A 21,138-nucleotide genomic window follows, 5' to 3' on the forward strand; every position below is an offset into this window, starting at 1 on the left:
GCCGCGACCCGTCGCTCGGCCTGGCGCACCATCGGGACGGCCCCGAGCGCACCGAGGGCGCGTCCCAGGTCGCCCACCTCGACGACCCCGGTCCCGACGAGCCCCCGCACCGCGTCCTCGTCAGCGGGGTGCATCCCGCCAGACCGCACGCCGCCGACGCCCGTACCGCCGGTGCCGCCGGTGCCGCCGGTGCCGCCGGTGCCCGCGCCACCAGGACCTGGGCCGGGTGCTCGCAGCAGGTCGACGGCGGTCCGGAGCGGCGCCGTGACGCGGAGGCCGGCGACGACGCGCACGTCATCGGGGAGCAGCGCGACCTCGCGGACGTGGACGGCGGCCGGATCGACCCGGAGCCGGACCCGGGAGGGCACGACGCACTCGAGTGGGCAGGGCGGCCGGGAGAGCGCTCCCCAGACCCAGGCGGCTGTGCGGTGGGCGGCGACGAGCCGGTCGTCCGGCAGCGACCAGGCGACGGCCTCGGCACGGAGTGCGGCGTCCTGTGGCTCGGCGGGGGAGGCCCAGCACGCACCGACCGGCACGAGTTCACCGGCGAGCACCGCGGCCCGCAGTTCGGCCTCCGGCCAGTCGTCGGTCGTCAGGAGGCGCGGGCGGGGCACCCCGTCATCCTGCCGGACCGGACTGCGCGACCACGCGGCCCTGTGGACAGCCACCTGCGGACGGGAGGCGCGTGGCGGGGACGACGCGTGGCTCCAGGGCGGCGGGGATCAGCGCCGGAGCAGCAGGAGCAACAGGAACAGCAGGAGCAGCCGGACCAGCAGGGGCAGCAAGAACAGCGGGTGCCGCAGCGACGACGCGAGCGCCCCCGCCGCAGCTCGGAGCAGGCCCGTCAGCGCAGGACGTCCGCCCGGTGCACGAGCGCGGCCGCGCCGATGAGCGGACCGTCCTGCGACAGTCCGGTGGGGACGATCCGCACCTTCGTCACGAACGGGAACTCGACCCGCTCGGCCACGGCCTGCCGGGCGAACTCGAAGAGGTCCGGTGTGACGTGCGAGAAGCCGCCACCGATCGCGACGACCTCGAGGTCGACCAGGCTCGTCGCCGCGGCGATCGCCTGCCCGAGCGCACGTCCGCTGCGCCGGACGGCCGCGACGGCGATCTCGTCACCGGCGGCGTACGCGGCGGCGAGCTCCTCGCCCGTCGTGCCCGCGAAGCCCTGGCGCTGCGCCCAGGCGACGGTCTTCGGGCCGCTCGCGACGGCCTCGAGGCAGCCCGTGCCGCCGCACGCGCACGGGTCGTCGAACCCACCGCACTCGACGTGCCCGATGTGGCCGGCGTTGCCCGTCGGACCGCTGACGGTGCGGCCGTGCAGGATGAGCCCGCCGCCGACACCGGTGGAGACGATCATGCCCATCACGTGGTCGGACCCCTGCGCGGCTCCGACCCAGTGCTCGGCGAGGGTGATCGCGAGGCCGTCCATGCGCAGCGTCACCGGGACGCCGGCGGGCACGTGCTGCGCGACCCGGTCCCGCAGCGGGTAGCCCCGCCAGACGGGCATGTTGAGCGGCGACACGAGGCCGTTGACCTCGTCGACGGGCCCGGCTGAGCCGATGCCGACGCCGACGAGGACCGCGTCCGCGGGCAGGGTCGCGAGCGTGGCGGTCACGACCTCGTCGACCGCGGCCTGCAGCTCGTCCGAGGTACGGCCGGGGCCGGTCGGGCTGCGGTGCCGCGTGGTCGGCAGGACCACGCCCTGGTCGGTGACCAGGGCGGCCTCGACCTTCGTGCCACCGAGGTCGACGGCGAGGGCGAGGGACTGGCCCGCGGGGAGGGTGGTGCTGTCGGTCATGATCGCTCCGGTGCGACGGCCTGGAGGCACGGTGCACGTCCGCGACGCACGCTGGCGTCCGGCGGGTGCCCGGCCCCGGCGGGGATTGGGGTCAGTAGGACGAGGTGTCGTCGCCGAGCGACGACGCGGCGCCGGTCTCGCTGCGGTGCGCGAGCTCGTCGAGGATGCGCGCCGAGGCGCTCGTGCCGATGCGGTCCGCGCCCGCGTCGACCATCTCGAGGAGGGTGTCCAGCCCGCGGACGCCCCCGGAGGCCTTCACGCCGGTGTCCGCACCGACGGTCTCGCGCATGAGGCGGATGTGCTCGGCCGTCGCACCCCCGCCGGCGAAGCCGGTCGAGGTCTTCACGAACGCGGCGCCCGCGCGCTGTGCAGCGCGTGAGGCGGCGACGATCTCGTCGTCGGTGAGGAACGCGGTCTCGAGGATGACCTTGACGACGGTGCTGCCCGCGGCGTCGACGACGGCACGGACGTCCTGCTCGACGCGCTCCCAGTCGCCGGACTTCGCGGCGCCGATGTTCTGCACCATGTCGAGCTCGAACGCGCCGTCCGCGAGGGCCTGCAACGACTCGGCGACCTTGGCCGCGGTCGAGGTGGTGCCGTGCGGGAAGCCGATCACCGTGCCGACGCCGACCCCGGTGCCGGTCAGACGCTCGACGGCGTGCGCGACGTCGCTCGGGCGGACGCACACGCTGAACACGCGGTACGCGGCGGCCTCGTCGAGCTGGGCGTCGACGTCCGCGCGGGTGAGCTCGGGCTTCAGGATCGCGTGGTCGATGAGGGCCCGGACCGCGTCCGCGTCGAGGTGGCCTGGGGTGGGGATGGCTGCGTTGTCCACCCGGCAAGCCTACCCGGAGGCGGCGCGCGTACCGTGCCCCACATGCACGTCCTCGTCACCGGCGCCACCGGGTACATCGGCGGCCGCCTCGTCCCCAGACTCCTCGAAGCCGGTCACACCGTGCGGGTCTTCGCACGCACGCCACGGAAGCTGCAGGACGTCCCCTGGCACGACGACGTGGAGATCGCGGAGGGCGACCTCTCGGACGCCCGGGCCGTGCGCGCCGCCGTCGAGGGGATCGACGCGGTCTACTACCTGGCCCACGCGATGGGGGCGGACGGCGACTTCGAGCGCGCCGAGACGCAGGCGGCCGGCACGATGGGCCACGAGGCACGCGTGGCCGGGGTCCGACGGTTCGTCTACCTGGGCGGGCTGCACCCCGACGGCGAGCTGTCGAGGCACCTGCGCAGCCGCAAGGAGGTCGGGGACGTCCTGCTGCGCTCGGGCGTGCCGACGATCGCGTACCAGGCGGGTGTGGTGATCGGCTCCGGCAGCACCTCGTTCGAGATGATCCGGCACGTCACCGACGTCCTGCCGTGGATGCCCGCGCCGAAGTGGGTCCGGAACCACATCCAGCCGATCGCGATCCGCGACGTCCTGTACTACCTCGTCAAGGCCCTCGACATCCCGGCCGACGTCAACCGCACGTTCGACATCGGCGGCCCGGACGTCCTGCGCTACGGCCAGATGCTCAACGGCTACGCGGTCGAGGCGAAGCTGCCGCAGCGGGCGATCGCCTCGCTCCCGGTGCTCACCCCCGGGCTCGCCGCGCACTGGTTCAACATCGTGACGCCCATCCCGCGGAAGCTCGCCCGGCCGATCATCGAGTCGCTGCAGTTCGAGTGCGTCCAGCGCGAGCACGACATCGACGAGTACGTCCCGCAACCGGAGGGCGGGCTCACCCCGTACCGGCGCGCCGTCCGACTGGCGCTGCAGCGCATGCGCACGGGCGAGGTCGAGACGAGCTGGCGCAACGCGACCCTCGCCGCGACCCCGGCCGACCCGCTGCCGAGCGACCCGGACTGGGCCGGGCACACCGTGTACGTCGACGACCGCAAGCGGCACACCGAGGCGTCGGCCCAGGAGGTCTGGCGGGTCGTCGAGTCCATCGGCGGCGACAACGGCTGGTACTCGTTCCCGCTCGCCTGGGTCGCCCGCGGGTGGATGGACAAGATCGCCGGCGGCGTCGGGCTGAGCCGGGGCCGGCGGGACCCACAGCGCCTGGAGCAGGGCGACGCCCTCGACTGGTGGCGGGTCGAACAGCTCGACCGCGGGCGGTACCTGCGGCTCCGCGCGGAGTTCAAGTCACCGGGCCGAGCGTGGCTCGAGATGACGGTGACGCCGTCGCCGGACGGTGGCAGCGACTACCACCAGCGAGCGATCTACTTCCCGCAGGGACTGTCCGGCCGCCTCTACTGGTACTCGATCCTCCCGTTCCACGGAGTGATCTTCCCGGGCATGGTCGAGCGCATCACGGCGGCGGCCGAGCGCGAGTCGCACAACACCGACTCGACCTCCCGCAACCGCACCCACCAGAATGATGGTGCTGACACGTCGCACGAGGAGGCAGCATGACCGAGGACCGACCCACCGTCCTGTTCCTGGGGGACAGCATCACCGAGGCAGGGGACTGGGAGAACCGGCTGCCCGCCGAGCGCACGCTGAACCTGGGCGTCGGCGGGGACACCACCGACGGCGTCCTGGAGCGGCTCGACGCCGTGGTGGCCGCCGAACCCGAGGTGATCGTCCTGCTCATCGGCACGAACGACTTCGGCAACCACCGCGCGAGCGTGGAGCACGTCGTCCGCAACGTCGAGACGATCCTCGTGACCCTCCGCCGAGAGCTTCCCGGTGTCCGGCTGCTCCTGGTCTCGGTCCTGCCGAGGCAGGCCGAGTTCCGCGCGAAGATCGAGGAGGCCAACAGACACCTCCGGCAGTTCGTCGCCACCTGCCACGCCCAGTACCTCGACGCGTGGCCCGCCCTCGCCGACGGGGACCACCTCGCGGACCGTTACTCCGACGACGGCCTGCACCTCAACGACGAGGGCTACCGCGCGTACCTCGACGAACTCGAGCCCGCCCTCGAACGAGTGCGGGACCTGCCGCCGATGTCGCGTCCGTTCCGGGCGATCGACCTCGACGGCGCCTCCGCCTGATGGCACCGAGGAAGGGACGACCCGCGATCGGGTCGTCCCAGCAGGGCGTGCCCGCGACCTCGACCCCGCGACCGACGCAACGGACCGCCGGTGGGGAACGGGAACTCCCGCCGTACACCCGTCCGGCGCTCGCGCCCTCGTTGCTCGCGGCCGTCGTGCTGCTCGCGTGCGTCGCGCTCATCGACGCCTCGGCGTTCGTGTTCGCCCGGTGGGGCGTCACCGTGCTCGCCCTGATCATCCTCGTGTTCGCGGTGCGCGGGCGCGCGTGGTGGGCAGCGGCGCTGATGGCCGCCGTGGCGGTGTGCTGGAACCCGCTCGTCGTCGTGCCGATCTCCGGTCAGGTCTGGGCGGCCCTGCAGATCGTCGCCGCGGCGCTCTTCATCGTGGTCGGGCTCGCCGTGAAGGTGCCGCGCGAGACGGACGCAGCGGGGCGCTGACCCCGCCGCCGCGCGCACACCGAGCGTCGCGAGGCGGAGGTGGGGCGTGCCTCCCGGCAGGTCTGGACGGCCGCGGCACGAGACTGGGACGGGTCGTGTCCCACGGCCCGACGTGACCGCCGGGCCTGCACGGGGACCGGCGCACCAGCGGTCCACGTGGACGGTAGGATCAGTCAGTCGGGTGCAGGACCCGACCGAACGACCCGAAGGGCATGGATGAGCGACGAGACCGAGCCGGTGACCGAGAGTCCACTGCTGACCCCTCGCCCGTCGTCCGGCGGTCTCGACCGGCCCGACGTCGTGGTGCGGAAGGGTCGTCTCACGCTCGTCAACGGCCACCTGACGCCCCAGCAGTCCATGATCGAGGACCTGTTGTTCCTCGACGACGCCCTCACCGCCGGTGACGTCGACCACCTGCTCATCCGCGGCAACGACCAGCGACCGGTGATCGCCGTCGACGAGCGCGACCGGCAGCGTGCCGAGAGCGCGATCATGGCGGCGGCCGCGAACGAGCCCTTCTACGCGAAGCCGCCGAAGCGGCCCGCCGTGCTCGTCCTCGACGACGGCCTCGGGGCGCCCGACGAGCCGGTCCTTCGTCTCTTCCGGCCGCGCGTCGAACCGATCGGGCGGCTGCGTTACGGCGCTGAGACGAGCGTGCAGCTCGAGTTCTGGCGGGTCACCGACATCGAGGTCCTGGCACCCGTCGAGAACGCCCTGATGCGCCGGAGCCTGCCGATCGAAGAGTTCGTGCTCGTCGACATCGACCGGTACGGCCGCACCTGGCGCACCGTCGAGCACATGTTCGACGACCACGTCTCGGACATCCGCTTCCCGATCGACATCGTGTTCTCGTGGGTCGACGGCAACGCGATCGAGTACCAGCGGGCCCGTCAGGCCGCGCAGGCGAACGCGGTCCTGGGAGAGGGCGACGACGCCCCGGCCCGGTTCCGGCAGATCGACGAGCTGAAGTACGCGCTCCGGTCGGTGCACACCTTCGCGCCGTGGATCCGGCAGATCTACATCGCGACGGACTCGCCGGCGCCGAAGTGGCTCGCCGACCACCCGAAGGTGCGCATCGTCCGCAGCGAGGAGTTCTTCGCCGACCCGTCCGTGCTGCCGACGCACAACTCGCAGGCCGTCGAGTCGCAGCTGCACCACATCCCGGGCATCAGCGAGCACTTCATCTACTCGAACGACGACATGTTCTTCGGTCGCCTGGCGGACTCGTCGGTGTTCTTCAGCCCGGGCTCGGTCACGAAGTTCATCGTCGCCGACACCCGCATCGGGCTCGGCTCGAACAACCCCGCCCGCAGTGGGTTCGAGAACTCCGCCCGGGTCAACCGACGCCTGCTGCAGCAGCGGTTCGGCGCGGTGACGACCCGGCACCTCGAGCACGCGCCGACCCCGCTCCGGGCGTCGATCATGACCGAGATGGAGCACGAGTTCGCGGACGAGTTCCGCGCCACGGCCGCATCGCGGTTCCGTGCCGCGGACAACATCTCCGTGACGAACTCGCTGTACCACTACTACGCGCTGCTCACGGGTCGGGCGATCATCCAGGAGAACTCCTCGGTGCGGTACGTCGACACGACGATGCAGTCCGGGCTCAAGACCCTCGACGACCTGCTCAAGAAGCGGAACGTGGACTTCTTCTGCCTGAACGACGGCAGCTTCCCGGAGGTCAGCGACGAGGAGCGGACCGAGCGCGTGACGGACTTCCTCGAGAAGTACTTCCCGTTCCCCGCGCCGTGGGAGCGGCCCGGCGCCTAGGACGCACCAGCGTCCGGCCGGGTCGCTCCGAGCGATCCTGCGAGCCCGGCGCCGGGAGCCGACCACGGACGCCAGGTGCTCGTGGCCGTGCTCGTGCTCGTGTCCGTGTCCGTGTCCGTGTCGCGAAACGCGCTCGTTCCGACGTGTCACGCGTCGATCGACACGCGGGACGTCGGAGCGGGCGCGTTTCTCCGGCCTACGGGTGGACGGGGGAGAGCGGCACCGAGTCGAGCGTGAACACGGGGATGCTCGACGTCACCGGCGCCGGCTCGACCGCCGGGGCGATCCGAACGCCGGCGGCAGCGAGTCGTGCCTCGGTCTCCGCTGCGGACACCGGCTCGCCCACCGTCGAGTAGTGCCCGATCGGGACCACCGAGTGCACGACGTTCCGTCCGTACACGTGCACGAGGTTGAAGGACTGCGCACCGTCGCGGCCCCGCGTGCCGGCCTGGTACTCCATGAGGTCCTGCGTGTAGCAGGTCGCACTCGCGACCGAGACGGGGATGCCCGCGAAGACGGCGCTCGTGGAGTAGTGCAGGTGTCCGGCGATGATGCCGATCACGTCGCTGGCCTCGACGACCTCGGCGAGTGACGCCTGGTCGCGGAGTTCGACCAGCACCGCGAGGTCCTGCACACTCGGTACGGGCGGGTGGTGCATCGCCAGGATGGTGCCGTGCGGTGCGGCCTCGGAGAGGACCTCGGCGAGCCAGTCGAGCTGCTCAGGCGAGACCTCGCCGTGGTGGTGGCCCGGCACGCTCGTGTCGAGGGTGATCACGCGCAGACCGTTGACGTCGTAGACGAAGTCGACGGGGCGGTCGGTCGGCTGGACGCCGAAGAGCTCCTGGCGGAAGGCCCCACGCTCGTCGTGGTTGCCCATCGCCCAGATGACCTGGGCACCGATCCGCGCCGCGGCGGGCTCGAGGAGATCGCGCACCCTGACGTAGGCGCCCGGCTCACCCTTGTCCGCGACGTCGCCGGTCACGACGATCGCCTCGGGCCGGGCGCCCGAGGCTTCGATGTCCGCGATGATCTCGGCCAGCCTCGCTGCCGGGTCGACGTCCCCGTAGAGCGGGCCGTCGCCGCTGACGAGGTGCGTGTCGCTGAGGTGGAGAAGGAAGTGGTTCGGCCTGGGGTGTTCGGCCGTCCGGCTGTCCATCGGTGTCTCGTTCCGTTGGCGGGTGCGTCGTACAACACGCTGCCACAGGATTCTGAACCGCCGGTGAACCGGAGGGGGGTGTTGTCGGAATGAGGCGAACGAACAAGCCCCCCGACCACGAAGTGGACGAGGGGCTTGTTCGTTCTTGCCGAGGAGTGTTCCTGCTAGTGGTTGCCGGCACCGACCGCGGCAGCAGGGTGCTCGCCCTCGGTGAGCTCGGGACCGTGGTGCGCGGCGTGCGCGGCCTCGAGCTCGGCCTTGGACACCGGCGCGATGCGGTCCTCGAAGAAGAACCGCGACACGCTCGCGCGAGCCTTCTGGAGCCCCGTGATGCGACCCCGGGCGTCGGGGCGGACCATGAGCGGCTTGTACTCGTTGAACTGCAGCAGGCGCCAGCGCTCGTACTCGTCGAGGGGCTCGTGCACCTCGATGTACTCGCCGTGGGGGAGGCGGACGATGCGGCCCGACTCGTACCCGTGCAGGACGATCTCGCGGTCCTTCTTCTGGAGAGCGAGGCACACGCGCTTCGTGATCCAGAAGGCGACGAACGGGCCGAGGACCGTCGTGGCCTGGATCACGTGGATCACGTGGTCGATCGAGACCATGAAGTGCGTCGCGATGATGTCCGATGACGCTGCCGCCCAGAGGCTCGCGTAGAGCGTGATGCCGGCCGCCCCGAGACCCGTGCGGGTCGGAGCGTTGCGCGGACGGTCGAGGATGTGGTGCTCGCGCTTGTCGCCCGTGACCCACGCCTCGACGAACGGGTAGATGAACATCGCCACGATGAGCGCCATCAGGACGGCGATCGGCACGAGGATGTTGAACGACACCGTGTAGCCGAACCAGACGACCTCCCAGTGCGGCGGCACCAGACGCAGCGCACCGTCGGCGAAGCCGATGTACCAGTCAGGCTGGGTACCGGCGGACACCGGGGACGGGTCGTACGGGCCGTAGTTCCAGATCGGGTTGATCGTGAACAGCGACGCGATGAGCGCCAGGATGCCGGCGACGATGAAGAAGAACCCACCGGCCTTCGCGGCGAACGCCGGGAGGATCGGGACACCCACGACGTTGTCGTTGGTCTTGCCCGGACCGGCGAACTGCGTGTGCTTGTTGATCACGACGAGCACGAGGTGGACACCGAGCACCGCGACCAGGATCGCGGGGAGCAGCAGGATGTGCAGCGTGTACAGACGGCCGACGATGTCGGTGCCGGGGAACTCGCCACCGAACAGCAGGTAGGCGATCCAGACACCGATCACCGGGACGCCCTCGATCATGCCGACGATGATGCGCAGGCCGTTGCCGGACAGCAGGTCGTCGGGGAGCGAGTAGCCCGTGAAGCCCTCGGCCATGGCGAGCACCCAGAGGACGAAGCCGAAGACCCAGTTGAGCTCACGCGGCTTGCGGAACGCGCCGGTGAAGAAGACGCGCGCCATGTGCAGCATCACCGAGGCGATGAAGAGCAGGGCCGCCCAGTGGTGGATCTGTCGGACGAAGAGGCCACCACGGATGTCGAACGAGATGTTCAGCGTCGACTGCAGCGCGGTCGACATCTCGACGCCCTTCAGCGGGACGTACGCGCCGTGGTAGACGACCTCGGCCATGGAGGCCTGGAAGAAGAACGTCAGGAACGTGCCCGAGAGCAGGATCACGACGAAGCTGTACAGCGCGACCTCGCCGAGCATGAAGCTCCAGTGGTCGGGGAAGATCTTGCGACCGACCTCCTTCACCAGGCCCGAGATGCTCGTGCGCTCGTCGATGTAGTTGGCAGCGGCCCCGATGATGCGGGAACCGCGTTCGGGCGCCGGCTTGGTGGCCGACGTCGTCGCGGGACGGGTGGTTGTGCTCATCAGCGCTCACGCTCCCAGAAGGACGGTCCGACGGGCTCGTGGAAGTCGCTCTGTGCGACCAGGTAGCCGTCGTCGTCGATCGCGATCGGAAGTTGGGGGAGGGGACGTGCAGCCGGTCCGAAGATGACCTCGCAGTTGTTCGCGACGTCGAAGGTCGACTGGTGGCACGGGCAGAGCAGGTGGTGCGTCTGCTGTTCGTACAGGGCGACCGGGCAACCGACGTGGGTGCAGATCTTCGAGTACGCGACGATGCCGTCGTAGCCCCAGTTCTCCTGGCCCTTGGCGGGGTGCAGGTCGTTGGGGTCGAGGCGCATGAGGAGGACGGCGGCCTTGGCCTTCTCCTCCAGCATGTCCTCCTTGTCGAGCATGCCGTCCGGGATGACGTGGAACACCGAACCGATGGTCACGTCGGACGCCTTGATCGGAAGACCCGTCGGGTCCTTCGTCAGGCGCGTGCCCTTCGCCCACATGGTGTGGCGGAGGAGTTCGTTCGGGTCGGCCGCCGGCGCGAGGTCGCGCACGAGGACGATGCCCGGGAGCGGGAAGGCGGCCAGCGCACCGATCATCGAGTTGCGGATCAGCTTGCGACGGCTGAACCCGGACTCCTTGTCGGCGAGCTGGAACGCCTCGACCGCCTTGGCACGGGTCGCGTCGGTGCCGCGGGTGCCGTGGCGCATCTCGGTGATCTCACGGTCGACCACGAGGGACTTCGACCAGTAGACGGCACCGAGGCCGAGCGCGAGGAGCGCCAGCGTGATCGACAGCCCGAGCCAGAGGTTGGCCAGGCGGACCGTGCTGAAGTCGTCTTCCTTGATCGGGAAGGCGACGTACGCCGCGATCGCGAGGACGCTGCCCACGATCGAGAGGTAGAAGAACGTCGCGACCTGGCGCTCGGCCAGCCGCTGCTTCTTCGGGTCGACGTCCGTGCGACGCGCGCGGTGCGGCGGCTCGCCCGGGTTCTCGAACGGGTCCGCGGGCACGACCGCGGTGCCGACCGAGGCGGTGGTTCCGTGCGTCGTGCCGTGCTTCTCGACAGCCGAGGACGAGTTCAGTGCCTCGTCGTCGTGCTCTGCCATGGTGTTCCCTTCAGTGTCGTTCGACACGGACGATCAGTTGGACTTCGCGGTCAGCCAGACCGTCATCGCGACGACGGCGCCGAGTCCGAAGATCCAGATGAACAGACCCTCGGCCACCGGCCCGATGGAGCCGAGCGCGAAGCCGCCGGGCGACTTGTTGTCCTGCACGTACTTGAGGTACGAGATGACGTCGGCCTTCTGCTGCGGGGTCAGGTTCAGGTCGTTGAAGACCGGCATGTTCTGCGGGCCCGTGAGCATGGCCTCGTAGATGTGCTTGCCCGAGACGCTCTGCAGGTTCGGTGCGTACTTGCCCTCGGTCAGCGCACCGCCGGCACCGGCCACGTTGTGGCACATGGCGCAGTTGATGCGGAAGAGCTCGGCGCCCTCGGCGGCGTCGCCCTTGCCGTCCGTGAGGTCGCTCGACGGCACGGCGGGTCCGGGGGCGAGCGACGCGACGTACTGCGCGAGTGCGTCGACCTGCTCGTCGGTGAACTGCGCCGGCTTCTCCTCGGCCTGGGGGCCCGAGGCAGCCATCGGCATGCGACCGGTACCGACCTGGAAGTCGACGGACGCGGCGCCGACGCCGATGAGGGACGGACCCTCGCCGGTGCCCTGGGCGTTGAGGCCGTGGCAGGTCGCGCAGTTCGAGGCGAAGAGCTTCTCGCCCTCGTTGACCTTCGACTGGGTCGACGCGGCGGAGACGCTGCTCGTGCTGTCGTCGGCGTTCGCCGTGGAGCTGAACAGCGCGTAGGCACCGCCGGTCGTCATCAGGCCGACGACGATGAGCGAGACGGTCGCCAGGGGAGACCGACGGCCCTTCTTGGACTTGGTTCTGTTGAACATGCTGTGGGGGCTATCCAGTTCTACTTGAGCAGGTAGATGACGGCGAAGAGGCCGATCCAGACGACGTCGACGAAGTGCCAGTAGTACGACACGACGATCGCGGTGGTCGCTTCCTTGTGACCGAAGTTCTTGGCGGCGAACCCGCGACCGAGGGTCAGCAGGAACGCGATGAGGCCACCCGTGACGTGGAGGCCGTGGAAGCCGGTCGTCATGTAGAAGGCCGAGCCGTAGGCGCTGGAGGAGAGCGTCACGCCCTCGTGCCAGAGGTTGGCGTACTCGAAGATCTGCCCGCAGACGAAGATCGCACCCATGCAGTAGGTGACGAAGAACCACTCGGTCATGCCCCAGTGGCGCGGGTTCCAGCTCGTGCGGTGCACCTGGAAGCGCTCGGCGGCGAAGACCGCGAACTGGCAGGCGAAGCTGGACAGCACCAGGATGATCGTGTTCACCGACGCGAACGGCACCTCGAGCTTGGCGGTCTCGGTGGCCCAGAGCTCGGGCGAGGTGCTGCGGAGCGTGAAGTAGATCGCGAACAGGCCGGCGAAGAACATGACCTCGCTGCCCAGCCACACGATCGTCCCCACGGCCACGGCGTTCGGCCTGTTGAGGACCGGTGCGGTGGCAGATCTGGAGAGAGGGGTGCTAGTCACAGACTCCATTATGGCCGAAACCACCGACAGTGTTTTCGCAGCCAACTGGTGGGTCGCTCGAACTCACTACGATCGGAGCATGCACGACCAACTGACCTGGCCCTCGGTGATCAGCGCGCTCATGGCGCGCCAGGACCTCTCGATCAGGCAGTCCACATGGGCCATGGAGGAGATCGTGCAGGGACGCGCGACGTCCGCCCAGATCGCCGCCTTCGCCGTCGCGCTCCGCGCCAAGGGCGAGACGGTCGACGAGGTCGTCGGCTTCCGCGATGCGATCCTCGACGCCGCGGTCCCGCTGGACGTCGACCCGATGGCGCTCGACATCGTGGGCACCGGAGGTGACGTCGTCGGCACGGTGAACGTCTCCACGATGGCTGCGATCGTGATCGCCGCCGCCGGCGTGCCCGTGGTGAAGCACGGCAACCGTGCGAGCTCGTCGAAGTCCGGATCGAGTGACGTCCTCGCCGCACTCGGCCTCGATCTCTCGATGGACGCCGCGCGTGTTGCGGACACCTTCCACCGCGTCGGGCTCACCTTCGCGTTCGCCAGCGCGTTCCACCCCGGCTTCGCGCACGCGGGTCCGGTCCGTCGAGAGATCGGCGTGCCGACCGTCTTCAACTTCCTCGGGCCGCTCGTCAACCCCGCACGGTGCGAGGCGAACGCGGTGGGCGTGGCGCAGCTCGAGCTCGTGCCGATCATCACGGGCGTGTTCCAGACCCGGGGCGCGACGGCCCTCGTGTTCCGGGGCGACGACGGTCTCGACGAACTCACCACCACCGGGCACAGCCACATCTGGGAGGTCACCGGCGGGCGCGTCATCGAGCACGACCTGGACCCGCGTGACCTCGGCATCGCCCGGGCGCGGACGGAGGACCTGCTCGGCGGCGACCCGGAGCACAACGCGGCCGTGGTGCACCGCGTCCTCGCGGGGGAGACCGGACCCGTCCGTGACATCGTGCTGCTCAACGCGGCGGCGGGACTCGTGTCCTTCCGGCTCGCGGAGACCCCTGCCGAGGCGGACCGTCCGATCCTGCAGCGCTTCCGCGAACAGCTCGCCGTCGCGGCCGAGGCGATCGACTCCGGCGCCGCGGCCCGCAAGCTGGCCGACTGGGTCGGCGTCGCACCCGCCGCCTGACGACGTCGCCGCGACGACGGTCCGGCGGGACCGGGTCTCGGCAGCTCCGACGGTCCGACGGAACCTGGTTCCGGCAGGTCGGAACCAGGTTCCGGACACGGCACCGTGGAACAGCGTGGTGCTGTGTCCGGAACCTGGTTCCGCACGACCTTGCGAGCCGCGGGCGTGAGCAGCGGGGAGCGAGCGCCCCGCGCCCACCGCAATGACCGGGGCCACGTCGCCGGTTCCTGACCGACGCGCCAGCGGCGGGCAGGCGGTGCCGACGGGGAGAGGCGCGGTGCCGGTCCGTCGGACCCGCACCGCGCCTCCAGGCGGTCACGTCAGCAGTTGACTACTGGACGTCCTCGTCGACCCAGTCGAAGGTCTTCGTGACGGCCTTCTTCCAGAGACGGAGCTGGCGGTCGCGCTCGGCGTCGTCGAGCTGCGGCTCCCAGCGCTGGTCCTCCTGCCAGTTCGCGCGGAGCTCGTCGAGGTTCGCCCAGAAGCCGACGGCGAGGCCGGCGGCGTAGGCGGCACCGAGGGCCGTGGTCTCCGCGACGACCGGTCGGACGACCGGCACGTTGAGGATGTCGGCCTGGAACTGCATGAGCTCGTTGTTCGCGGTCATGCCGCCGTCGACCTTGAGCTCGGTCAGGTCCACACCGGAGTCGGCGTTCACCGCGTCGAGGACCTCGCGGGTCTGCAGCGCCGTCGCCTCGAGGGCGGCACGGGCGATGTGGCCCTTGTTGACGTAGCGCGTGAGGCCGACGATCGCGCCGCGGGCGTCCGGTCGCCAGTACGGCGCGAAGAGGCCCGAGAACGCGGGGACGAAGTAGACGCCACCGTTGTCCTCGACGGTCTTGGCGAGGGCCTCGACCTCCGGGGCGCTGCCGATGAGACCGAGGTTGTCGCGGAGCCACTGGATGAGCGATCCGGTGACGGCGATCGACCCCTCGAGGGCGTAGTGGGTCTCCTGGTCGCCGAGCTTGTAGCCGACGGTCGTGAGGAGGCCGTTCTCCGACCGGACGATCTCGGTGCCCGTGTTGAAGATGAGGAAGTTGCCGGTGCCGTAGGTGTTCTTCGACTCGCCCTGGTCGAACGCTGCCTGGCCGAAGGTCGCGGCCTGCTGGTCGCCCAGGATGCCGGCGATCGGGACCTCGCGGAGGAGGTTCGACGACTCGACGTGGCCGTAGACCTCGGACGAGCTGACGATCTCGGGGAGCATCGACTTCGGCACGCCGAAGTCGGCGAGGATGTCGTCGCGCCACTCGAGCGTCTCGAGGTCCATGAACAGGGTGCGCGACGCGTTCGTGACGTCCGTCTTGTGCACGCCGCCGTCGACGCCACCCGTGAGGTTCCAGAGGACCCAGGTGTCGGTCGTGCCGAAGAGGAGGTCGCCCGCCTCGGCCTTCTCGCGGGCGCCGTCGACGTTGTCGAGGATCCAGACGATCTTGGTGCCGGCGAAGTAGGTGGCGAGGGGGAGACCGACGACCGACTTGTAGCGGTCGGTGTCACCGTCGGCCAGCTTGTCGACGATGGCCTGGGTGCGGGTGTCCTGCCAGACGATCGCGTTGTAGACCGGCTTGCCGGTGTTCTTGTCCCAGACCACCGCGGTCTCGCGCTGGTTCGTGATGCCGACGGCGGCGACGTCGTGCCGCGTGATGTCGGCGCGGGAGAGCGCCTGGCCGATGACCTCGCGGGTGTTGTCCCAGATCTCGGCCGGGTCGTGCTCGACCCATCCGGCGCGCGGGAAGATCTGCTCGTGCTCCTTCTGTCCGACGGACACGATGGAACCGGAGTGGTCGAACACGATCGCTCGGGTCGAGGTGGTGCCCTGGTCGATGGCGACGATGTAGTCGGCCATTGGTGCTCCTTACGGGTGTCGGTGTCACGGTCGGCTGCGGTGCCGACCGGGCTTCGGGTGCCGGACCGGCGGCTGTGCCGGTCGGGCGGGGTGCGGACCGGCGGCTGTGCCGGTCGGGCTGGGTGCGGACCGGCTGCTGTGCCGGTCGGGCTGGGTGCCGGACCGGCTGCTCTGCGCCGGTCGGGCTGGGTGCCGCGGTCGACGTCGGAGTCGGCGTCGACCGCGGCGGAGGGGCTAGGAGACGATCGGGAGCAGGAACGTCGATGCGCCGGCGGCGAGCGCACCACCGATGAGCGGACCGACCACCGGCACCCACGCGTACGACCAGTCGGACGAACCCTTGCCCTTGATCGGGAGGAAGGCGTGCGCGATGCGCGGGCCGAGGTCACGGGCGGGATTGATGGCGTACCCGGTCGGGCCCCCGAGGGAGACACCGATCGCGATCACGAGGAAGGCGACCGGGACGGCGCCGAGTTCGGCCGGTGTCTTGCCATTCGTGAAGGCGAGGACGACGAAGACGAGGACGAACGTGCCGATGATCTCGGTCACGACGTTCCATGCGTAGCTGCGGATCGCCGGGCCGGTCGAGAAGACGCCGAGCTTGGCGGCCGGGTCCGGCTCCTCGTCGAAGTGCTGCTTGTAGGCGAGCCAGACGATGACCGCACCGATGATCGCGCCGATGAGCTGCGCGAGCCAGTAGAGGAACATCTCGCCGACGGTGATCTTGCCGAGCAGCGCGAGCGCGAGGCTCACCGCGGGGTTGAGCTGGCCTCCGGAGCTGTACGACACGGTGACGCCGGCGAAGACCGCGAAGCCCCAACCGATCGTGACCATGAGGAAGCCCGCGCCGAAGCCCTTGGACTTGGTCAGGGACACGGCGGCGACGACACCGCCACCGAGGATGATGAGCATCGCCGTGCCGACGAGCTCGGAGAGGAAATTGACGCCGATGCCGTCCATCGGTGACCTCCAGTGCGTGAGGGTTGGGGGTCCGGTGGTGCGGGTCCGGCACTCCCCGTTGAGTGATTGGGGCGAGCATACTGACGCGGATCGCGGCTCCGCGACGGAATCGCGAGCGATCCGCGGGAAAGTGCACGAACGTGCAACCGCGGTGCGAGATCGCCCGACCTGGGCGGCTTCCCCGCCGCGATCCTGATGCACGAACGTGCACGGAGGGCGAACGGGCGCCCGCTGTAGGGTGAACCCGTCACCGCAGCGGTGCACCCGTCACCGTCGACGAAGGAGTTCGCGCATGAAGAAGCTCATCAACGACCCGCACGCCGTGGTCGACGAGACCGTCCGCGGGTTCGCCCGGGCACACGCCGGGCACGTGGTCCTGGTCGAGGACCCGATCCACCTGCACCGCGTCGATGCACCCGTCTCCGGCAAGGTCGGCATCGTGAGCGGTGGCGGCAGCGGACACGAGCCCCTGCACGCCGGGTTCGTCGGGTACGGGATGCTCGACGCCGCCGTCCCGGGGCCGGTGTTCACCAGCCCGACGCCGGACCCGATCGTCGCCGCGACCAAGGCCGTCGACGGGGGAGCGGGCGTGCTCCACATCGTCAAGAACTACACCGGCGACGTCCTCAACTTCGAGACCGCCGCCGAGCTCGCCGCGATGGACGACGTCCGCGTCGAGTCGGTCGTGGTGGACGACGACGTCGCGGTGCAGGACTCGCTGTACACCGCCGGTCGTCGAGGCGTCGCGGGCACCGTGGTCGTCGAGAAGTGCGCGGGCGCCGCGGCCGAGCGCGGCGACGACCTCGACGCCGTCGCAGCGGTCGCCCGTCACGTCAACGAGGTCACCCGGTCGATGGGCCTCGCCCTGTCGTCCGGCACCGTCCCGCACGCCGGCGAGCCGTCCTTCACCCTCGCCGACGACGAGGTCGAGCTCGGGATCGGGATCCACGGCGAGCCCGGCCGCGAGCGCATCCCGATGGCCCCGGCGGACGACCTGGTCGACCGCGTGCTCGAGCCGATCCTCACCGACCTCGACGCGCCGGCGGGTTCGAAGCTGCTGCTCCTCGTGAACGGCATGGGCGGCACACCGCTGTCCGAGCTCTACATCGCCTACCGACGCGCCGAGGAGGTCCTCTCCGACCGCGGCCACGAGGTCACGCGTAGTTTGGTCGGCAACTACGTCACGTCCCTCGAGATGCAGGGGTTCTCGTTGACCGTCACCGTGCTCGACGACGAACTCACCGCCCTCTGGGACGCCCCGGTGGAGACCCCGGCCCTGCGCTGGGGTCGCTGAACCACCGGACCACGACCCCGGCCCCGACGACGGGCCGGTCGCAGAAGGGACACCGCATTGGCGCTCGACACCGCATGGGCCATCGACTGGGTGCGTCGCTCGGCAGCGACGATCGACGACCACCGCGCCGAGCTCGTGACGCTCGACCGCGAGATCGGCGACGGGGACCACGGCGAGAACCTCGACCGTGGCTTCCGGGCCGTCGTCGAGGCGCTCGACGCCGGGTCGTTCGACACCCCGGGGGCCGTCTTCAAGACGGTCGCGACCAAGCTCATCTCCACGGTCGGCGGTGCGGCGGGGCCCCTGTTCGGCACGGCGTACCTCAAGGCTGCGCAGGCCGCCGGTGACGCCGAGACGCTCGACGCGTCGGCGCTCGTGGCCGTCCTGACCGCGGCGCGGGACGGCATCGTCTCGCGTGGCAAGGCAGAGGTCGGGGACAAGACGATGGTGGACGCGTGGACGCCCGCGGTGGACGCCGCCGCGTCGGCCGCGAGCGACGGCGCGACCCCGGAACAGGTCCTCGCCGCCGCAGCGGACGCCGCCGCGACCGGCGCCGAGTCCACCGACGCGCTCGTCGCGCGGAAGGGTCGTGCGAGCTACCTCGGCGAGCGTGCCGTCGGTCACCGCGATCCCGGGGCCCAGTCGACGGTCTACCTCCTGCGCGCCGCGGTGGACGCCGCGTGACCGTCGGCATCCTCGTCGTCTCGCACAGCGCCGCCGTGGCCTCCGGGACCGTCGAGCTGGCCCGGCAGATGGCCGCGGACGTCCCGCTCGTGGCGGCCGGGGGCACCGAGGACGGCGGGATCGGCACCTCGTTCGAGGCCATCACCGCGGGGCTCGAGGAGCTCCGGGACGCCGACGGGATCGTCGTCCTGTGCGACCTCGGCTCCGCCTACCTGACGACCGACACGGCGCTCGACTTCCTCGACGACGACGACCGAGCCCGGGTCCACGTCTCGCATGCGCCGCTCGTCGAGGGAACGGTCGCCGCGGCGGTCGCCGCGCAGACCGGCGGCGACGTGACGGCGGTCCTCGCCGCGGCCGCCAGCGCTGCAGGTCCGGTCGCCACGGACCAGCCGGGAGGCACGACACCCGACAGCACGTCGGCACCCGTCGACGGGGCGGTCGGGTCCAGCCCCGAGGACGCCGCTGTCGCCTCGGCCTCCGTCGAGCTCCGCAACGAGAGCGGGCTCCACGCCCGACCGGCGGCGGAGTTCGTCAAGACCGCCGCTCGGTTCGACGCCCGGGTCCGGGTGAACGGCGTCGATGCGAAGAGCCTCCTCGCGATCATGGCGCTCGCGCTCCCGAAGGGTGCGACGGTCGGCATCGAGGCGTCCGGGGACGACGCGCAGGACGCCGTCGATGCGCTCGTCGGGCTCGTGCGCTCCGGCTTCGGAGAGTGATCCACTCGCGAGCGTGACAGGGGTCAGCGTCCTCCGACCGGTCGCGTGCTGATCGACAGCGTCGCGGCGAGGTCGACGTCCTCGGGGGCTCCCGCGCCGCCGGCCGCGCGGAGCAGTGCCGCACCGAACGCCGCGCTCCAGAACGTCCGGACGTCTCGCTGCACCGGTCCGAGGACCCAGTCGCGATCGTCCGCGATGCGCTCCAGGTAGCGCTCGGACTGCCGGAAGAGCAGCCCGAGCAGGTGCGTGCTGCGCTCCAGGCCCCCGGCGCTGAGCGCGGCGACGACCAGGGGGAGTGAGGGCATCGTCAACGTCGTCCGCGCCAGCAGGCTCCGGAACGCCTCGGGGGAGCCGACCCGGCGTCCAGCCACCTGCATCCGGCTCGTGTCCCGGAGGAACAGGGTGAACGCCGCATCGAGGACGAGGCGGTCCTTCGAGCCGAAGTGGTGCGTGATCTGGTTGGGGTAGACGCCTGCCGCCCGGGCGATGCCGCTCACCGTCACGTCGGTCGACCCGCCCGCGGCGAGGAGCCCCGCCGTCGCCGCGATGATCCGTGCACGGGTCGCCGATCCGCGTGCGGTCGCGCCGTCACCCTCGGTTGCCATGCGGGAATTGTACGTGGTACAACTCGACTTGTTCAACGTACAAGCAGGAGGTTCCGCGTGGACATCGTCATCACCGGGTACGGCAGCGTCACCCCGTTCGGCCACGGCGTGGACGCACTCTGGGACGCGCTCGTCGCGGGTCGGTCCGGCGTGCACGTCCTCGACCGCGACGCTGACCTCTGGGACCGGGTGCCGATCCGCGTCGGGGCGGACGCCGCGCTCGACGCCGACGCCGCCCTCGGTCGGGTCCGCGCCGCTCGGCTCGACCGCAGTCAGCAGCTCGCGCTCGTCGCTGCGCACGAGGCCTGGGCGGACGCCGGAGCGCCAGGCGTCGAGGGCGACCGTCTCGCGGTGGTCGTCGGGACGGGCATCGGGGGAGTGGAGACGCTCCTCGACGCCCACGACGTGCTCGGGGACGCCGGCGCCCGTCGAGTGTCGCCGCGCGCGGTCCCGATGCTCATGGCGAACGGAGCCGCCGCGCAGATCAGCATCGAACTCGGCGCGCGAGCCGGTGCGTACACGACGGTGTCCGCGTGCGCCTCCGGGGCCGAGGCGCTCGTCACCGCGGCCAGGCTCATCGCCACCGGAGAGGCCGACGTCGTCGTGGCCGGAGGGACCGAGGCGGCGGTCACCCCGGTGACGATGGCGTCGTTCGCGCAGTCGCAGGCGCTCGCGAAGCCGGGGGAGGAGGACCCTGCGACGCTCTCGCGGCCCTTCGACGCGGACCGCCGCGGCTTCGTGCTCGGCGAGGGAGCGGGCATCGTCGTCCTCGAACGTGCCGACCACGCCCGGGCACGAGCCGCGCACGTACGGGGACGCCTGGCCGGCTGGGCGATCACCTCGGACGCGCACCACATCACGGCGCCGCTGGCCGACGGCAGCGAGCAGGAGCGCGCCATGCGTTCGGCGATCCGGATGGCCGGGCTCGGGCCTGGCGACGTCGACCACGTGAACGCCCACGCGACGAGCACGCCGATCGGGGACGTGGGGGAGGCCGCGGCCATCGCCCGGGCGGTCGGCACGGACGCGGCGGTGTCGGCCCCGAAGAGCGCGATCGGGCACCTCTTCGGCGCTGCGGGAGCGGTCGAGTCGATCCTCGCCCTCCGCGCCGTCGAGACCGGGGTCGTCCCGCCGACCCGCAACCTCGACCGGCTCGACCCCGCGATCGACCTCGACGTCGTGTCGGGCGCGGCGCGGCGCACCAAGGTCCGCGCGGCGCTCAACAACTCCTTCGGGTTCGGCGGTCAGAACGCGTCGCTCGTCTTCACGGCTGCCTGACCGACCGCGCGACCGACGGGGCGGCGGTGCGCCGTGCCTC

The 21,138-nt window shown here is 71.0% G+C and carries 20 protein-coding genes; 9 read left to right on the forward strand and 11 right to left on the reverse strand.

Annotation, left to right across the window (positions count from 1 at the left end; all coding sequences use genetic code 11):
* The 3 genes from ACSW7Y_RS07465 to deoC form a co-directional block, all read right to left on the reverse strand.
* A partial coding sequence (locus ACSW7Y_RS07465) for a type IV toxin-antitoxin system AbiEi family antitoxin (RefSeq protein WP_438125678.1) occupies positions 1–614 on the reverse strand: 614 nt, incomplete at its 3' end.
* 230 nt (positions 615–844) lie between these two features.
* Positions 845–1,804 (reverse strand): ROK family protein, encoded by a 960-nt coding sequence (locus ACSW7Y_RS07470; protein ID WP_438125679.1) that lies wholly within the window; start codon positions 1,802–1,804, stop codon positions 845–847.
* Positions 1,805–1,895: 91 nt separating this feature from the next.
* Positions 1,896–2,639: a deoxyribose-phosphate aldolase gene (gene deoC / locus ACSW7Y_RS07475; RefSeq protein ID WP_438125680.1), complete on the reverse strand. Its 744-nt coding sequence runs from the start codon at positions 2,637–2,639 to the stop codon at positions 1,896–1,898.
* A gap of 42 nt (positions 2,640–2,681) precedes the next feature.
* On the opposite strand from deoC, the gene ACSW7Y_RS07480 reads away from it, so the two are divergent.
* The 4 genes from ACSW7Y_RS07480 (at position 2,682) to ACSW7Y_RS07495 (ending at position 7,002) form a co-directional block, all read left to right on the forward strand.
* Positions 2,682–4,214 (forward strand): SDR family oxidoreductase, encoded by a 1,533-nt coding sequence (locus ACSW7Y_RS07480; RefSeq protein ID WP_438125681.1) that lies wholly within the window; start codon positions 2,682–2,684, stop codon positions 4,212–4,214.
* Complete coding sequence (locus ACSW7Y_RS07485; protein WP_438125682.1) at positions 4,211–4,795, forward strand: GDSL-type esterase/lipase family protein; 585 nt, start codon at positions 4,211–4,213, stop codon at positions 4,793–4,795. Before ACSW7Y_RS07480 ends, ACSW7Y_RS07485 begins: the two co-directional genes overlap by 4 nt.
* A complete protein-coding gene (locus tag ACSW7Y_RS07490) occupies positions 4,795–5,232 on the forward strand; it encodes a DUF6804 family protein (protein WP_438125683.1) in 438 nt (145 codons plus the stop codon). The genes ACSW7Y_RS07485 and ACSW7Y_RS07490 overlap by 1 nt, the downstream gene beginning before the upstream one ends.
* A 216-nt stretch (positions 5,233–5,448) precedes the next feature.
* Positions 5,449–7,002, forward strand: coding sequence for a stealth conserved region 3 domain-containing protein (locus tag ACSW7Y_RS07495; protein WP_438125684.1), 1,554 nt, complete (start codon positions 5,449–5,451; stop codon positions 7,000–7,002).
* Positions 7,003–7,198: 196 nt separating this feature from the next.
* Here the strand turns inward: ACSW7Y_RS07495 and ACSW7Y_RS07500 are convergent, their stop codons facing one another.
* From ACSW7Y_RS07500 to ctaE, 5 genes are all read right to left on the reverse strand, one after another.
* Entirely contained in the window at positions 7,199–8,158 is a 960-nt protein-coding gene (locus tag ACSW7Y_RS07500; protein WP_438125685.1) for a phosphodiesterase, read from the reverse strand.
* Between the two features lie 164 nt (positions 8,159–8,322).
* On the reverse strand, positions 8,323–10,011 hold the full coding sequence (qcrB, locus tag ACSW7Y_RS07505; RefSeq protein ID WP_438125686.1) for a cytochrome bc1 complex cytochrome b subunit: 1,689 nt from the start codon (positions 10,009–10,011) through the stop codon (positions 8,323–8,325).
* A complete protein-coding gene (qcrA, locus tag ACSW7Y_RS07510; protein ID WP_438125687.1) occupies positions 10,011–11,087 on the reverse strand; it encodes a cytochrome bc1 complex Rieske iron-sulfur subunit in 1,077 nt (358 codons plus the stop codon). Before qcrA ends, qcrB begins: the two co-directional genes overlap by 1 nt.
* A 33-nt stretch (positions 11,088–11,120) precedes the next feature.
* The gene (qcrC, locus tag ACSW7Y_RS07515; protein WP_438125688.1) at positions 11,121–11,930 is read right to left on the reverse strand and encodes a cytochrome bc1 complex diheme cytochrome c subunit; all 810 of its coding nucleotides are present in this window, start codon (positions 11,928–11,930) and stop codon (positions 11,121–11,123) included.
* Positions 11,931–11,950: 20 nt separating this feature from the next.
* Complete coding sequence (ctaE, locus tag ACSW7Y_RS07520; RefSeq protein ID WP_058724425.1) at positions 11,951–12,589, reverse strand: aa3-type cytochrome oxidase subunit III; 639 nt, start codon at positions 12,587–12,589, stop codon at positions 11,951–11,953.
* 70 nt (positions 12,590–12,659) lie between these two features.
* On the opposite strand from ctaE, the gene trpD reads away from it, so the two are divergent.
* Positions 12,660–13,715 carry an anthranilate phosphoribosyltransferase gene (gene trpD / locus ACSW7Y_RS07525; protein WP_438125689.1) on the forward strand — a complete coding sequence of 352 codons (1,056 nt, stop codon included), beginning with the start codon at positions 12,660–12,662 and terminating at the stop codon, positions 13,713–13,715.
* Positions 13,716–14,046: 331 nt separating this feature from the next.
* Here trpD and glpK read toward each other — a convergent pair whose 3' ends face one another.
* The gene (gene glpK / locus ACSW7Y_RS07530; protein WP_400414148.1) at positions 14,047–15,558 is read right to left on the reverse strand and encodes a glycerol kinase GlpK; all 1,512 of its coding nucleotides are present in this window, start codon (positions 15,556–15,558) and stop codon (positions 14,047–14,049) included.
* A 234-nt stretch (positions 15,559–15,792) separates the two neighbouring features.
* Positions 15,793–16,518: an MIP/aquaporin family protein gene (locus ACSW7Y_RS07535; protein ID WP_438125690.1), complete on the reverse strand. Its 726-nt coding sequence runs from the start codon at positions 16,516–16,518 to the stop codon at positions 15,793–15,795.
* Positions 16,519–16,810: 292 nt separating this feature from the next.
* Here ACSW7Y_RS07535 and dhaK point away from each other — a divergent pair, with 292 nt between their 5' ends.
* The 3 genes from dhaK to dhaM are packed head-to-tail and all read left to right on the forward strand — an operon-like array spanning position 16,811 to position 19,215.
* Positions 16,811–17,812 carry a dihydroxyacetone kinase subunit DhaK gene (dhaK, locus tag ACSW7Y_RS07540; protein ID WP_438125691.1) on the forward strand — a complete coding sequence of 334 codons (1,002 nt, stop codon included), beginning with the start codon at positions 16,811–16,813 and terminating at the stop codon, positions 17,810–17,812.
* Between the two features lie 57 nt (positions 17,813–17,869).
* The gene (dhaL, locus tag ACSW7Y_RS07545; RefSeq protein WP_438125692.1) at positions 17,870–18,496 is read left to right on the forward strand and encodes a dihydroxyacetone kinase subunit DhaL; all 627 of its coding nucleotides are present in this window, start codon (positions 17,870–17,872) and stop codon (positions 18,494–18,496) included.
* On the forward strand, positions 18,493–19,215 hold the full coding sequence (dhaM, locus tag ACSW7Y_RS07550) for a dihydroxyacetone kinase phosphoryl donor subunit DhaM (protein WP_438125693.1): 723 nt from the start codon (positions 18,493–18,495) through the stop codon (positions 19,213–19,215). The genes dhaL and dhaM overlap by 4 nt, the downstream gene beginning before the upstream one ends.
* A 23-nt stretch (positions 19,216–19,238) precedes the next feature.
* On the opposite strand, the gene ACSW7Y_RS07555 is transcribed toward dhaM, so the two are convergent.
* The gene (locus ACSW7Y_RS07555; RefSeq protein WP_438125694.1) at positions 19,239–19,820 is read right to left on the reverse strand and encodes a TetR/AcrR family transcriptional regulator C-terminal domain-containing protein; all 582 of its coding nucleotides are present in this window, start codon (positions 19,818–19,820) and stop codon (positions 19,239–19,241) included.
* A gap of 57 nt (positions 19,821–19,877) precedes the next feature.
* Here ACSW7Y_RS07555 and ACSW7Y_RS07560 point away from each other — a divergent pair, with 57 nt between their 5' ends.
* Positions 19,878–21,098, forward strand: a complete 1,221-nt coding sequence (locus ACSW7Y_RS07560; RefSeq protein WP_438125695.1) for a beta-ketoacyl-[acyl-carrier-protein] synthase family protein — start codon at positions 19,878–19,880, stop codon at positions 21,096–21,098.
* The last annotated feature ends 40 nt before the right edge of the window (positions 21,099–21,138 follow it).

The organism is Curtobacterium flaccumfaciens, from assembly GCF_051548005.1.
In the GTDB taxonomy this organism is placed as follows: domain Bacteria; phylum Actinomycetota; class Actinomycetes; order Actinomycetales; family Microbacteriaceae; genus Curtobacterium.